This is a genomic window from Autumnicola aciditolerans (genome assembly GCF_041679265.1).
Taxonomy (GTDB): domain Bacteria; phylum Bacteroidota; class Bacteroidia; order Flavobacteriales; family Flavobacteriaceae; genus Autumnicola.
The window spans coordinates 100,167-113,759 of sequence record NZ_JBGFSM010000011.1 but is presented as its reverse complement, the minus strand read 5'-3'; the positions used below and the strand labels follow the sequence as shown (position 1 = coordinate 113,759).

Here is a 13,593-nt window from a genome sequence, read left to right as displayed (position 1 = left end):
CTCCCCAAGAAAAAGCAACATTTTACATACATTTGCACAAAATGTATAATATTTAACATGAAGACGATCACCACCTGCGTTCACAATATCATTAAACACCAGCCATTTCTTGACGATGCTATGGCCAGGGACATTATTAATTACAGCGGCCTGGCCGCAGATATACAACCACAGGTTGAAAAAGAAATGAGAAAACCCGTTAAACAGGGTTCCATTATTATGGCCTTACGCCGTTACGCCCCTAAACGTAGCAAGGTTAACATGAAGGCGCTACGGGATCTTGGAGACATTGTGGTGCGCTCGGGAATTACAGAATATACATTCTTAAATTCCAACACCATCATTTCAAATAAAGCACGGCTGCTGGAAGCGGTGAAGGATAAAACCGGAGTTTATCTTAATTACTCCAGCAATTATCAGGAAAGCAATATCCTTGTATCTTCTTCCCTAACAGAGCTGGTGGAGGAATGTTTTAGAAGTGAAATTAGGGTTTCGGTAAAAGATGAATTGTCTTCAATTACCATTGCGCTTCCGCAAAACAGTTCACAAACCGTGGGAATGTATTTCTATATTTTTAAGTTGCTGGCCTATGAAGGTATTCCGGTTTTCGAAATGATTTCTACCTCTAATTATTTTGCTATTTTTCTTGAAAAAGAATATGTGAATAAAGCTTTCCTGCTTATGAATGAGATCAAGGAGTAATTACCAAAGATCAAAAAATACGCCGGTAATGGCCACGGCAGCAAGTAAAATAATTAGGATAATGGCAATAAAGGTGCCACCAAATCTTGTTTTTTTATTGTCTTCAACTATGTAATCTTCTGTGCTGTGATTGTGTTTGTTCTTGTTTTCCATTAGGAGGGTGTGGTTAGATTTCATTAGATGATCCATAAACTGCATAACAAGTTCATAGAAAGTCTCACTGATTTTTGCTTCCAATATATAAAATTAAACTAAACTTTTAATAGTAGTTAAAATAAGCACATTATTTAATTAGTGCTTAGTGACTATTTTATACAGACTTGTATTTCATTTAATGCTATTCTTCGCAGAGTATCTTCATAAGAAACTTTTGGGTCCTAAATTTATACAATATTTTGCTAAAGAATACCTGCCACTCAAATTCTTATGTAACTTTAGATAAAAATAACTTCAATGAGAAATATCATCAGGGCTCTCCTCGCCGGCTGGGGAGCCAAAAAGCTTGGAGGCGGCTGCGGGTGCATTGGGATAATTGTTGTTTTTATAATTCTATGGATCCTTCTTGGTTATCTTGGGCTTGGTTCGTAATTATTTATAATCTTCCACCAGCACATTCCACTTCATTGTTTTCAGGATACTTACAAGAGTGGGATTTATTTCTTTTAGCAAAGAAGAATTCTTAGGAAAACTGTAACTGTAATAATCCTTTTTAAGGGTTTTCTCCAGCACCTCAATTTTATCCTGAAGGTTCCTTTCCTCAATTTCATTTTTAAGCATGGGGACATCATATACAAAGAGAGCTGTTTCCTTATTAAGGACATCATTTATCCCCTGCTCTTCAGACAAGACGGTGTCGCTGCTAATATTGTAAAGCTCGAGGAATTCCTGGGAACTTGAATTTGCCACGGTAGTCACCTCAAATTTCTCCAGATCCTCAACAGAAGAAATTTTATCATTAAAACTGCTAACGGTAAGGGAAGACGCAATTCCTGCCGTTAAACTGGAAATCATTATAATGGCCATAAACATCCAGATAAAACCAATAATACGCCCGCCAGTAGTGCGGGGCGATTTATCCCCATAGCCCACGGTAGTCATGGTTACGGCACTCCACCAGAAGCCTTCCATAATTCCACGCGGACTGTTACCAAACTCCTCCTGATTATGTTTCCGTTCAAAGATCCAAACCAGAAAGCCAAAAATAAAAATTACCCCTACCAGTATTAATATGGCCGAAATAAAATTCCAGCTCACGATATTGCGAATATAACTCCAGATGTGGGATTCTTTCCTTTTGGCAATCCCGGTATGGGAAATAAAATAAGGCTGTGAAAAATCCATAATTTTCATCCTGTTATCGGTAACAGTGATGGGATTTATGCTAAAATCTACCTCGTTATTTTCTATTGCTTTTAGCAACTCTGTAAGAGATCCATAGGTTTTGAATTCATATTCTTTATTTAGCTTCTCATTTACCATTTCCCAGGAGGAAATGCTGAGACCGGTAAACTTTCCATTTTCTTCATGGATAAATGGAGGTGCTTCTGTAATCCCTATACTTAATTTTTCGTTTGCAGGGATTGAATCCTGTGCGGCAGAGGCATAAGAAAAAATAAAGATGCTAAAGAAGCAGAAAATAAATTTCATATAAAACAAGAGTTTTGCTGATGTTAGGAGGTAAAATAACAAAAATTCATGTAACCCAAATTTTTACCAGTACATTTACCGTTCTTCATCTGCTTCTAAAAGGCTGTCATTCTCTACCACGTAAGCTATCTCCAGCCTTTTCCTACCAAATTTACGGGCCTTCTTTACATTTTCACCCATATAAATATCTATCTTGTTTTTCCAGCGGTAGTGCATTTTATCCTTTACTAAAAATTCCCCTTCAAAACCTTCAATTTTTACTCTTGTATTATAGTTTAAGCCTTTTTTTATTAAATCCCGGGAAACGGCAATTGCTTTGGTGCCGGGCTTTAAAGTATCTCCCCAGGCAGTAATATTTGGATCACCTTCGGCCTGGTTATGCAGTGAATTATATGCTGAAACCGTGACCTGCAAAGTGTCCCAGTTAACCTCTGGCTGGCGGTTTTCCTTAGAATTACAAGCATAAAAACCATTCAGCATAAAAACCCCCGCTGAGATTGCAAGTAATCTCAGATAATAGATTTTTAAACAGTTTTTTAGCTTCTTCATTCCTATCCTTTATAATGTCCAGCCCTCACGGTAATCCCGCTTTACAAATTTATTGGCCTCTTCCAGGTTGGTCACCCGCATATTTTCAGCATCCCAGATCATTTGAATATTTCTTCCGGGGTAATTATAGGCAATATCCCCATTATTTCTTTTGTACTCATTTCTAATATCCACTCCCCTAAGGGCAAGATTCGCAATTAGCAGTGTTTCGGTTAGAGGGCCGGCGATTTCAAAAGGAGAGCTGAGGTTTTTCTTGCCATACCCGGCAATAGCTGCTTCCACCCACTGGCCGTAATGGCCGTCTTCCCCTCCAGGAACCCTTTCTATGGTTTGTGTTACATTAACTTCATCTGTCCTGGAAGTGGGTAGCAATCGTGGATTCCTGCCATAGGTACTGCACATCATCTTTCCTTCTGTCCCAATAAAAAGCACTCCGTTCCCACCATCTCCAAAGGTTTCGTTAGGCCCGAGTTCTTCGGGACGGGAAGGCTGAATACCTCCATCCATCCAGTGCAAAGTAAGGTCGCCATCTGTTTTTTCGCTCTTTGGAAAAGTCATTGTCACGTGGCTGGAAGGCGGGCAACTTTCGGGAAAATATCCTCTCTGAAATTCATCTACATACACACTTCCAACACTGCATTGCACATCTTTGGGATATTTTAAATCCAGAACACTATAGGCAGGTTCAATAAGGTGGCAGCCCATATCTCCCAGGGCACCCGTGCCATAATCCCACCAGCCGCGCCAGTTAAAAGGCACCAGCCCGCTAATGTATTCTTTATAAGGTGCAGTGCCCAGCCACAAATCCCAATCCAGTTCTTTGGGAATCGCGGCATTCCCTTTCTCCGGCCATGGAATTCCCTGTGGCCATACAGGACGATCTGTCCACACATAAACGGTATGCACTTTTCCTATTAGTCCTGCATTATACCACTCCTGCAACTTCCTTACGCCATCACCGGAAGCTCCCTGGTTTCCCATTTGGGTGACAACCTTATTTCTTTTAGCTCCTTCAGTAAGTTTTCTGGCTTCATAAATATCATGTGTTAGCGGCTTTTGCACATATACGTGTTTTCCCAGTTCCATAGCTGCCATCGCCTGAACAGCATGATTATGGTCTGGAGTGGAAACAGACACGGCATCAAAATTTTTAGCTTCCTTATCCAGCATCTCCCGGTAGTCTTTATAATACCTGGCTTTGGGAAATCGGGCAATGGAATTAGCTGCCCTCCTGCCATCCACATCGCATAGATAAGCAATTTCGGCTTTTCCGGTTTTGGCAAAATTATGAAGGTCACTCTCCCCTTTTCCTCCCACACCTATCCCGGCTACCACCAGTTTATCACTGGGAGCTATATAACCAGGTCCTCCCAGTACATGCCTTGGGACTATACTTATTCCGGCCGTGGCCAGAGCGGTTGTTTTTATAAATCTTCTTCTGGAATTGGAACCGGAGGTACTAGCTTTTTTCATCCTAAATCGAGTTAGTGTAATTATGAGAGATTAATTTTTTGCAAATCCTGTAAAACACTGCTTAACTATATATACAAGATGTTGCTGTAAACAGGTAATTTACAGAAATAATCTTCAAATTTGTTAAATTAAAGCCTCAAATTATAGGAAAAAGTTAATATAAGGATTCAATTAGGGAGAAAACGGCAGGAGATTTGGAAGTCCATAAGATAAATGTACCTTTGCAAAATTAAATGGCTGAAAATTAACGATAAGCCAATTTTTTAATTGTAAAAATAAAGTATGAGTCAAGTAAAACAGAATGACACGGTAAAGGTACATTACACTGGAAAACTAACTGATGGACAGGTTTTTGACAGCTCGGTAGAAAGAGGAGAGCCTATAGAATTCACTCTTGGCCAGGGGCAGTTAATCCCAGGATTCGAGAAAGGCCTTATCGACATGAAGGTGAACGAGAAAAAGACTGTAAATATTCCTAAAGAAGAGGCATACGGAGAGCCAAGGGAAGAACTTGTGCAGGAAGTGCAAAAGAGCCAGCTACCTGAAGACATTAAGCCGGAAGTTGGAATGGGACTGGTTTCAAAGAGCCCTGATGGGCGTGAGATGAACCTTGTGGTTAAAGACGTAAAAGAAGAAACTATAGTAGTAGACGGTAATCATCCGCTTGCAGGGAAAGACCTTGTTTTTGACCTGGAAGTTGTAGAAATAAAATAGTTTACATTCCCTTATATCTTAAAGCCCTGCATTTATAAATGTGGGGCTTTTTTTATGCGATTGCGCCGGAATAATTTTTACCGGGTTAAGGTTTTTATAATTTTTTGAATTTAAGCGCTTATCTCTTTACCTTAAAGGTAAATCAAAAATATACTATTATGAAAAGAAAAGCCACAGCGGTCTGGAAAGGAAATCTTAAAGAAGGTAAGGGAACATTGTCTACAGAAAGCGGAGTTCTGGATGCCACGCAATACTCTTTTAAAACTCGTTTTGAGGATGGTAAAGGAACCAATCCTGAAGAACTTATTGGAGCTGCGCATTCCGGCTGCTTCTCTATGCAATTATCTGCCTTTCTTGCTGAAGAGGGTTTTACTGCCGATAAACTTGAAACCAAAAGCGAAATAACTTTTGAAAATGGAGAGATTTCTAAATCTCACTTAATCCTGGAAGCCGCAGTACCTAACATTGAAAAAGGCAAATTTGAGGAACTGGTAAAGAAAGCCAAAGAAAATTGCCCTGTCTCCAAATTATTAAAAACCGAAATTACCGTCTCCTCCACACTAAAATAAGTAGGCCAGCTGAAATTTATTCCTTTTAAGAATAGCGATGATGAAGAACAATAAATTTTGTTTTGAAAGAAAATTTTAGTGACGATTTATAAAATAACGGTTTAAAAAGTACTTCTTAGCCAACTACTTTTAGGAAGACTTACTTTTTAAATCGTTTTTTTATTTATTCTGCTTTAGAAGTTCTTCCACGCTTTTAAATACCATTTGCTTTATTTCTTTATCCATTTTATCCTTCTCCACGAATTTTTGATTTATCTCCAGTTCGATTCCGCAGTAATTCTCAGAGAACTTTTTTCGCAGCCAGGTAGTAAAACCATCAGATTTTCCCAAATAGGGATAATTGAACCGGACATGAAATTTGCCATTTTCTTCTTCCATTTTTTCTTTCAGGTTTTCTGAAAGCTGCTTCTCTTCAGGTTTTTCTGGATCAAATAAAATTCCTATATCTGCATTGCGTATTTCTCCATCCAGTTCCGGAGTAAAACTATGTACGGAAAGATGCAATACCTTCTCCCCTTCCTCAATAAACTCCTCAATTTTGTCTTCAACCGTATTGCGGTACAAAAAGTAATAGTTGCTAAGCAGCAATTCCTTATCTACTTTATTAAGCCCTTTAGTGTATTCAGAATAAAGTTGCGGGTGATCAAGGGAGCGATTTACCTCCACCAGCAGCCGGCCGCTCTTTTGATAAATGGCAAAATCTGACAGCTTACTTAAACTTTCAAAAAGATCAAATGCTCCCGGATCATAACCCCTGTGAGACTTTAATACCGCTTCAGCCCCTGCGAAATATTTTGAGTATTCCGCCGGAATGGTATTAAAAGCATGCTCACAGGTTAGCACAAATTTCATCAGTTAAAGAATTGATTATTATCCAGGCATTCTGCCATTCGGTTATATATTTTTTTAATGTTTTCTTCAGAAAAATCCTCCTGCAATGTATTTAAAATGCGGCTGGAAAGGCTCCCGTGTTCAAGAATAAATTCAATATTTTTCCGATGTTTTGCTGAAATTTTAGAGCGGGTTCTGTTATACAATTTTAGCCAGATTTCTCTTGCTGCACAACGCTCATGAATATCAAAAACATCAAGAAACCCACTGTTATCTATAATGGCATTTTCCCCGTTTTTTACCACCTCGTTAAAGATAACAAATAATTGATCTTCATGCCATTTCTTCTGATCTTCTAAAGCGATTAGTTCCTCACTTACCAATAGCTTCAGGCTCTCGATAATCAAAACCGCAATCGCCATATCGGCCTTGGGACATTCCTGGATATCAATTACACGAATTTCTATGGCATTGCGGTCAAAACGGGCAATCGCGCCACGGGAATTTAAAAAATGATGATCCAGTATTTTTTCAGAATCGTGAGGTTTAATGGCTTTATTAATGGGCTCAAATATCTTCTCAAAATAGTCATTCCTGTTAAAAACCTGCTCCGGAATAACCTTCCCGGACATTTGCGGAATTTCCTTTTGATTGGTTTTATAGACTTCCATGCGGCTATCCATAAAGCCAGTAAATCTTCCTTCAAAAATGGGAGAACTCGCGCTTAGTGCTGGAATAATGGGCAACAAAAGCCTTACCGCGGCATGAAGTTTTTCAAATTCTACATCATCAAAAAAAGGCAAATTAATATGCATGCTTTGCACGTTGCTCCAACCGTGGCCTCGGCAGTCAAAAATACGATTATATAAAGCGTAAATTTTGCTGTAATTGTGTGGCCAGAGTACGGTCTCTGTTTCAGGATGCATCAGCGGATGTGCTGCTGTGGGTAAGAGCACTGAATTTAACTGCTTTAGCAAAACATTAATTTCTTTTACATTTTCAGCAAAAAGTTCATCCAGCTTTTCAAGATCTCCTGTGGGTCCATTGGTTTTTAATTCTACCACATGGGCCACAAGTTCATTGCTCCATTCAATTTTGCCATTTTCAACATCAGAAGTAAGGCTTCCATTTTTAATTGTAAGAAGTTTATCTACTGCCGGGTTAACTTTAAATGTTTCTGAATTAACGAGCATGTATTCCAGCTCAATCCCATAAACTTCAAATAAACGGTAACTCATGATTCGCCTTTTTTAAGCCGATTTTTTAGCGCTGAAAGAATTTCTATATACACCTGGTCGCCGTAATAAGCATCTTCCACTCCAAAATCTATATTGGGGTTATCGTTAATTTCAATCACCATGGCTCTTTTATTCACCTCTTTAATATCTATACCGTATAAACCAGGGCCCATTAATTTTGCCGATCTCAAGGCGAGGTCAAGAATTTTTGTAGGAACTTTTTCTATGGGCAGGCAATCTGCATTCCCGTCCTGGTCATCTTTTATTTTAGCATCCCAGTTATAGATTTGCCAATGGCCCTTTGCCATGTAATACCTGCAGGCATAAAAAGGTTTGTTGTCTAAAATCCCAATACGCCAGTCATAATCTGAAGGAGAAAATTCCTGGGCGATTACCAGGTCAGATTTTTTGAGCATTTGCTGTACCAGCTCTTCATATTCCTGCTCTGTTTCTGCCTTTTTCACCCCGAAGGAAAAGGTGGAATCCGGAGATTTTAGCACCACGGGCAAACCGGTAATCTCCAGTACCTGGTGCGTATTGTGTTTATGTACAATAACGGTTTTAGGAGTTGCTATCCCGGCATTTTCCAGAGCTTCTGCCATAAAAACCTTGTTGCAGCATTTAAGGATGGCATCAGGATAATCTACCAAAGCAATGCCTTCCTGCTGGGCTTTCCTGGCAAATGCATAAGCATCGTTATTTACCTCTGTACTCTGGCGGATAAAAAGGGCGTCAAAGGCAGAAAGGCGGGAGAGATCTTTTGGGCTAACCACTTCTACATAAAAATCCATTTTTTCAGCCAGTTCCACAAATCGTTTAATGGCTTTTGGGTTGCTTGGCGGCGCGGGATCTCCTTCCTGTACCAAAATTGCCAGGTCATATTCTGCTATATTCTGCCGTGGCGTATCGTAGCGTTTTTTAGAGAAATACTGGGAAGCGAAATAATACATGCTTTCCTTATGATCTGCAGGAATTTCAGCTTCAGAAATAGCCTTGATGCTTTTAATATTCCATTTATTGGTGTGGATAAAATTCACCCTTAAAAATGGAATTTGAAAATGCCTGTAAAAAAGGGAGCTGAGTTCTTTATATTTCTGTGCCACATTCTGGCCAAAATAGATGCTTAGCGTAAACTCCGGCGATTTGATATTCTTCAGGCTTTTCTGGATTACATCATCAAATTCTTCAGAGACAATTTTAACCAGTTTTGGTTCCCTTAAATCCACTATGTTTTTAACGGTTGGAATAGCCAGGTGGCCCCGTGCTTCAGCTAAAAGCGAGACGTAATAGCCTTTGCTCTGGTAGGAATAATCTTTACACAGGTTAAAGATACGCGCCTTCTTTATTTTGGAATATGCTGGATTGGTAAGATAGGCCTGGGCCGGGATAATTTCAACGTTTTCGGCGAGTGCTTCCCATTTTTCAGGATGGTTTACAACAATAAATTTATTCATTCAGGAATTGAAAATTTTAATCAAATGTAATCGAAAAATAAATAGCTTGATCATGTTTTTTAAACCTATAAATTAATGCTTTTAAATGAAGAATCCCATCATTTTTTAATCTCTTTCATTTCGCAAAACCAATCTTAAATTACCCGGTTTTCACTTGAATTTCCCAGTCCTGTAGAAAGTTTAAATAATATGCTTATTTTCAGCTTTTAAAATTCAGCAAAAGATGAAGCAATTTTTGAAACTCTGTATTTTCCTTTTGGCGCCGGTTATTGTTTTTGCTCAAAATCCCGAAGAAGAACTCATTAGAAAAGCTAAGAGGATACACGAAAAAGTGATCACCATAGATACCCATAATGATATTAACGTAGAGAATTTCACCAACGAAAAGAACTACACCATGAATTTGGATACACAGGTGAACCTGCCAAAAATGGACGAAGGCGGAATGGACGTAAGCTGGCTGGTGGTTTATACCGGGCAGGGAGAACTTACTGAAGAAGGTTATAAAGAAGCCTACGCAAATGCCATGCTCAAATTTATCGCTATCCATAAACTGGTAAATGAACTGGCACCGGAGAAAGTAAGGCTGGCCACTACTTCCAGCGAAGTAAGGTCTCTGGTGGATGAAGGCAAAAAAGTGGTGATGATTGGTGTGGAAAACGGGTACTCCATGGGAGAAGATTTGGAAAAACTGCAGCAATTTTATGACCTGGGCGCAAGGTATATGTCCCTTGCCCATAATGGCCACAGCCAGCTTAGTGACTCCAATACCGGCGAAGAAGATAATGTGTGGCTACATAATGGCCTGAGCGAACTGGGAAAAAAGGTGATTGCTGAAATGAACCGGCTGGGAATGATGATTGATGTTTCCCATCCTTCCAAAGAAGCGATTAAGCAGATGTTTGAACTTTCTAAAGCGCCACTTATAGCTTCCCACTCTTCTGCCCGGGCATTGGGGCACCACAGCAGGAACCTGGACGACGAGCTCCTAATGCTTTTTAAAGAGCATGGCGGAGTGGTGCAAACCGTTGCTTTTAGCTCTTATATTAATACTGAAAAGGACAGTATCTTTAACGCTGCCAAAGATGAATTGTATAATCGAAAAGCGAAAGAAATGGATTTTGAAATCCTTGGCCGTGACAGTATCAGGAATCTGAATGAGGAGCAGCGGAATTTATATGATGATAACTTTAATAGTTTAGTAGAAACTTCCAAACCTGATTTAGAAAACTTAAAAAAAGAAGTTCCTCCTGTAGATGTTAAGGATTTTGTAGATCATATAGATTATATGGTGAACCTTATTGGGATAGACCATGTGGGAATAAGTTCAGATTTTGACGGAGGCGGTGGAATTGAAGGCTGGAAAGATGCTTCAGAATCTTTGAATGTGACTATTGAACTGGTAAAAAGAGGCTATACAGAAGAGGAGATTGCAAAACTCTGGGGAGAAAACCTGCTTAGGGTTTTAGATGAAGTACAGGCTGTTGCCAGGGAATTACAGAAAAGTGGAAAGTGAGAAGTGATGGAATTTAGGAATTAAAAAATTCGAATTATTGCTTTTTCTTCCTTTTCTTTCTGTCCCACCAGATATAAAGCCCAAACAGGATCAGGCTAATTACAGAACCCCATAATAACCCGGTTTTTAGACCTTCAGTGCTCCTGCCAATTACTGCAATAAAACCAATTAAAGGGGCGATTCCCGCTAAAGTGGCTCCTATAAATTTCCAATACCCCATCTTAAGGACTCCTGCGACAAAACTTATGGCGTCATTGGAAAGAAAAGGATTAAAGCGGGTTATAAAAACTGCCCAGAAGCCGTAATCATCTAAAAAATCGGCTACTTTTTTTTCTGATCTATGGCCAATCACGCGCTCCACGAGTACCGGTCCAAAATAGCGCCCTATGAAATATCCTACAGAAGAAGCTGCAAAAACTGCTGCAAAAACAATTATACTTCCCCAAACCGGCCCGTAAGCGAGAATGGAAACTACCATTAAAAGAACACTGGGAATCACCAGAAGAAACATTTGTGCCACCATGGTAAGAATCAAAATTACGGGGCCAAACCATCCAAAATTATTCACCCAGTTACGGATACGCTCCTGATCGTCACTGGTGAGGACGTTCCAGGCTTCATTAAAAAAATTCTGAACTTCGGGCACAAGAAAATAGCTTAGCACAAGGGCGGCCACCAGGGCAAGAGAAATATATAAAGGTTTCTTGCTTTTTTTTACCGATGCCGTCTCAATATCGTTTTCTGCCATAAAATTCTATTGTTGCCTGCTAATGTTTTCCAGGATTTTTACTTCCAGAATATTTGCGGTACCTCCACTCGCTTCGTTGGAAATATACAAATTTCCGGAGGGACTAAAACAAATCCCTTCCGGCTGTGCAAAATCGTCCTTATCCAGTTCAATCAGTTTCTCCGGCATTCCAGAGGGAGATAATATAAGCAATTTAGGCCTTCTTCCATCAACAATATAAATCTCCCCGCTATCAGGATGAATGGCAATATCTGAGGGGCTCATGACTTTTTCAGGGTCTTTGTCCTCAAAGGCTTCAAAGATTTTATCACGCATTTTGATCTTGATAACGGGATCTTTAATAAGATGCTTCTTTGTAAGGTTATAGGCATATATACCTTTATATTGATCAGTATTTTCTTCTTCATATTTGGTTCCCAGGAGAAGCCGTCTCCCCGCTTCCACACAAATACTTTCTATATTCTGCTTTCTGGTTAACCCGCTTTCAATAATATGAACTTCAGGTGTTTTTTTAAGAAAATTGGTCACCTCATAAACGCGCCCGTCACTTCTTACCACATAGGCTGTATTTCCTTTTACGCTAATCCCTTCATAATCTCCATGTCCTGCAAATTTTATTTCTTTTTCTATTTGTGAAGTAGCAGGATTATAAATATAGATGTTGCCCTTTTCATCCTGAATACAGGCAATTTTATCGTCTTCCAGCCACGCAATTCCTGAAACTTCATCCAGTTCATCAGGCAGTTTCCATTTATGAACGATCTCATATCTGTTAGGATCACTACAATTCACCTTACCTATATTTTTATTTCCGGTATTTGGACCAGAGAACAGCAGAGCGGAGAAATATAGTATTCCTGAAAATATTGGCAAGGTTAATCTGCAAAACATAAGGTTTAAATTTTATTCTGATTAGTTCATTATAAACAAAAGAATTCGGCATCAAAAGCTGTAAATTCAGTTTTCATCCAGTTTTACTTCCAGGATGTCTGCCGGGGCGCGCCGGCTTTCATTGGAAATATACATAGTGCCCTGAGGGCTAAAGGTGAGGCCTTCTGCCTGCTGAAAAACCTCGGGATCCAGTAAATGAATTTCCTTTGCCTGTCCCGTTGGCGTAAGAATCATTAATTTAGGCTGATGACCTTCCAGAACATACCATTCGCCGGTTACGGGGTTTTTTTCTATTTCTGAAGGCCGGATGATCCTTTGGGAACCACGCCCGTTAATTCCTTCAAAAATTGGATCATCTGTATGAATTTTAAAGACAGGTTCCTGAATAAATTTCTTCTGTTTTAGATCAAAAGCATAAATTCCTTTATAATCCTGATCTTCATGCGGTACATCTTTTACGGTAATTAATAACCTGTTATTTTCATCATCAAACGCAAGGCCCTCAATATCATAATTTCTTAAAGGGATTTCATATTCATTAACCCTTATGCGACCGGACCTGTAGTTTAAAACTTCAAATATATGGCCATCGCTTCGCATCACATACGCATCCGGCCCATGAACAGTAATTGCCTCATAATCTCCCTCTTCCCCAAATTTGATTGTAGAAATGACTTTAGAAGATTCCAGATCAAAAATAAAGATGATACCATCTTCATCCTGTATACAGGCAATTTTGCTATTGCCAATCCAGCTCATCCCGGAAATCTCGTCCAGCTCATCAGGCAATTCCCATTTCTGAAGTACTTTATAAGTCTTATCAGAATCATCAAAAGATATATAGGAGTTGTCTTTAAATAAAAAATAAATGAGTGCCACTACCGCAAAAACCGCAAGCACAATTAAAAGCACCATTTTTTTCATAACCTGGATTTACATCAAATTTTGACTCTCCCTCTAAATTATCTATTTGAATTGCCCCACCAAAATGATTAACAGTATTTTCAAAAATTACTCTTCTACATAGAGAAAGTGAAAAGTGAAAAGTGAAAAGTGAGAAGTGAGAAGTGAGAAGTGAGAAGTAAATTGTGACTATTATAAGCGCAACAAAATCATCTCGAAAGTTAATTAAAAGTTAAAATACTACTGTTTTATGCATAGTACTGTCACAAAAAGAATTCTTAGGCGTCTATTGTATATAAACTTAAAACATTCATCATGAAAACTTTAGAAAACATCACAGGATTTAGAGATCAAGATC

At 39.1% G+C, this 13,593-nt stretch carries 15 protein-coding genes; 5 read left to right on the top strand and 10 right to left on the bottom strand.

Translation table 11 applies throughout. The features are described from left to right. Window positions 1–57: 57 nt before the first annotated feature. A complete protein-coding gene (locus AB8M93_RS12985) occupies window positions 58–702 on the top strand; it encodes a hypothetical protein (protein WP_373058338.1) in 645 nt (214 codons plus the stop codon). Here the strand turns inward: AB8M93_RS12985 and AB8M93_RS12980 are convergent, their stop codons facing one another. Further along, entirely contained in the window at window positions 703–939 is a 237-nt protein-coding gene (locus AB8M93_RS12980; protein ID WP_373058336.1) for a hypothetical protein, read from the bottom strand. 216 nt (window positions 940–1,155) lie between these two features. Between AB8M93_RS12980 and AB8M93_RS12975 the strand changes: the two genes are divergently transcribed. Next, window positions 1,156–1,290, top strand: coding sequence for a hypothetical protein (locus AB8M93_RS12975; RefSeq protein ID WP_373058334.1), 135 nt, complete (start codon window positions 1,156–1,158; stop codon window positions 1,288–1,290). Here the strand turns inward: AB8M93_RS12975 and AB8M93_RS12970 are convergent, their stop codons facing one another. From AB8M93_RS12970 to AB8M93_RS12960, 3 genes are all read right to left on the bottom strand, one after another. Next, complete coding sequence (locus AB8M93_RS12970; protein WP_373058332.1) at window positions 1,291–2,349, bottom strand: transporter substrate-binding domain-containing protein; 1,059 nt, start codon at window positions 2,347–2,349, stop codon at window positions 1,291–1,293. 75 nt (window positions 2,350–2,424) lie between these two features. Continuing rightward, window positions 2,425–2,898, bottom strand: coding sequence for a 3D domain-containing protein (locus AB8M93_RS12965; protein ID WP_373058329.1), 474 nt, complete (start codon window positions 2,896–2,898; stop codon window positions 2,425–2,427). A 9-nt stretch (window positions 2,899–2,907) separates the two neighbouring features. Beyond that, window positions 2,908–4,371: a Gfo/Idh/MocA family protein gene (locus tag AB8M93_RS12960; protein WP_373058327.1), complete on the bottom strand. Its 1,464-nt coding sequence runs from the start codon at window positions 4,369–4,371 to the stop codon at window positions 2,908–2,910. A gap of 282 nt (window positions 4,372–4,653) precedes the next feature. Here AB8M93_RS12960 and AB8M93_RS12955 point away from each other — a divergent pair, with 282 nt between their 5' ends. Beyond that, entirely contained in the window at window positions 4,654–5,085 is a 432-nt protein-coding gene (locus AB8M93_RS12955) for an FKBP-type peptidyl-prolyl cis-trans isomerase (RefSeq protein ID WP_373058325.1), read from the top strand. A 158-nt stretch (window positions 5,086–5,243) separates the two neighbouring features. Beyond that, the gene (locus AB8M93_RS12950) at window positions 5,244–5,654 is read left to right on the top strand and encodes an OsmC family protein (protein WP_373058323.1); all 411 of its coding nucleotides are present in this window, start codon (window positions 5,244–5,246) and stop codon (window positions 5,652–5,654) included. A 159-nt stretch (window positions 5,655–5,813) separates the two neighbouring features. Here the strand turns inward: AB8M93_RS12950 and AB8M93_RS12945 are convergent, their stop codons facing one another. From AB8M93_RS12945 to AB8M93_RS12935, 3 genes are read right to left on the bottom strand one after another with little or no spacing between them, the layout of a single operon-like run. Beyond that, entirely contained in the window at window positions 5,814–6,506 is a 693-nt protein-coding gene (locus AB8M93_RS12945; protein ID WP_373058321.1) for an N-formylglutamate amidohydrolase, read from the bottom strand. After that, a complete protein-coding gene (locus AB8M93_RS12940; RefSeq protein WP_373058319.1) occupies window positions 6,506–7,723 on the bottom strand; it encodes a carboxylate-amine ligase in 1,218 nt (405 codons plus the stop codon). The genes AB8M93_RS12945 and AB8M93_RS12940 overlap by 1 nt, the downstream gene beginning before the upstream one ends. Further along, window positions 7,720–9,177 carry a RimK family ATP-grasp domain-containing protein gene (locus AB8M93_RS12935; RefSeq protein ID WP_373058317.1) on the bottom strand — a complete coding sequence of 486 codons (1,458 nt, stop codon included), beginning with the start codon at window positions 9,175–9,177 and terminating at the stop codon, window positions 7,720–7,722. The genes AB8M93_RS12940 and AB8M93_RS12935 overlap by 4 nt, the downstream gene beginning before the upstream one ends. A gap of 223 nt (window positions 9,178–9,400) precedes the next feature. Between AB8M93_RS12935 and AB8M93_RS12930 the strand changes: the two genes are divergently transcribed. After that, complete coding sequence (locus tag AB8M93_RS12930) at window positions 9,401–10,693, top strand: dipeptidase (RefSeq protein ID WP_373058315.1); 1,293 nt, start codon at window positions 9,401–9,403, stop codon at window positions 10,691–10,693. Between the two features lie 34 nt (window positions 10,694–10,727). Here the strand turns inward: AB8M93_RS12930 and AB8M93_RS12925 are convergent, their stop codons facing one another. From AB8M93_RS12925 to AB8M93_RS12915, 3 genes are all read right to left on the bottom strand, one after another. Next, window positions 10,728–11,441 (bottom strand): TVP38/TMEM64 family protein, encoded by a 714-nt coding sequence (locus AB8M93_RS12925; protein ID WP_373058313.1) that lies wholly within the window; start codon window positions 11,439–11,441, stop codon window positions 10,728–10,730. 6 nt (window positions 11,442–11,447) lie between these two features. Further along, a complete protein-coding gene (locus AB8M93_RS12920; RefSeq protein ID WP_373058311.1) occupies window positions 11,448–12,332 on the bottom strand; it encodes a hypothetical protein in 885 nt (294 codons plus the stop codon). A 66-nt stretch (window positions 12,333–12,398) separates the two neighbouring features. Further along, a complete protein-coding gene (locus tag AB8M93_RS12915; protein ID WP_373058309.1) occupies window positions 12,399–13,256 on the bottom strand; it encodes an SdiA-regulated domain-containing protein in 858 nt (285 codons plus the stop codon). Between the last annotated feature and the right edge of the window lie 337 nt (window positions 13,257–13,593).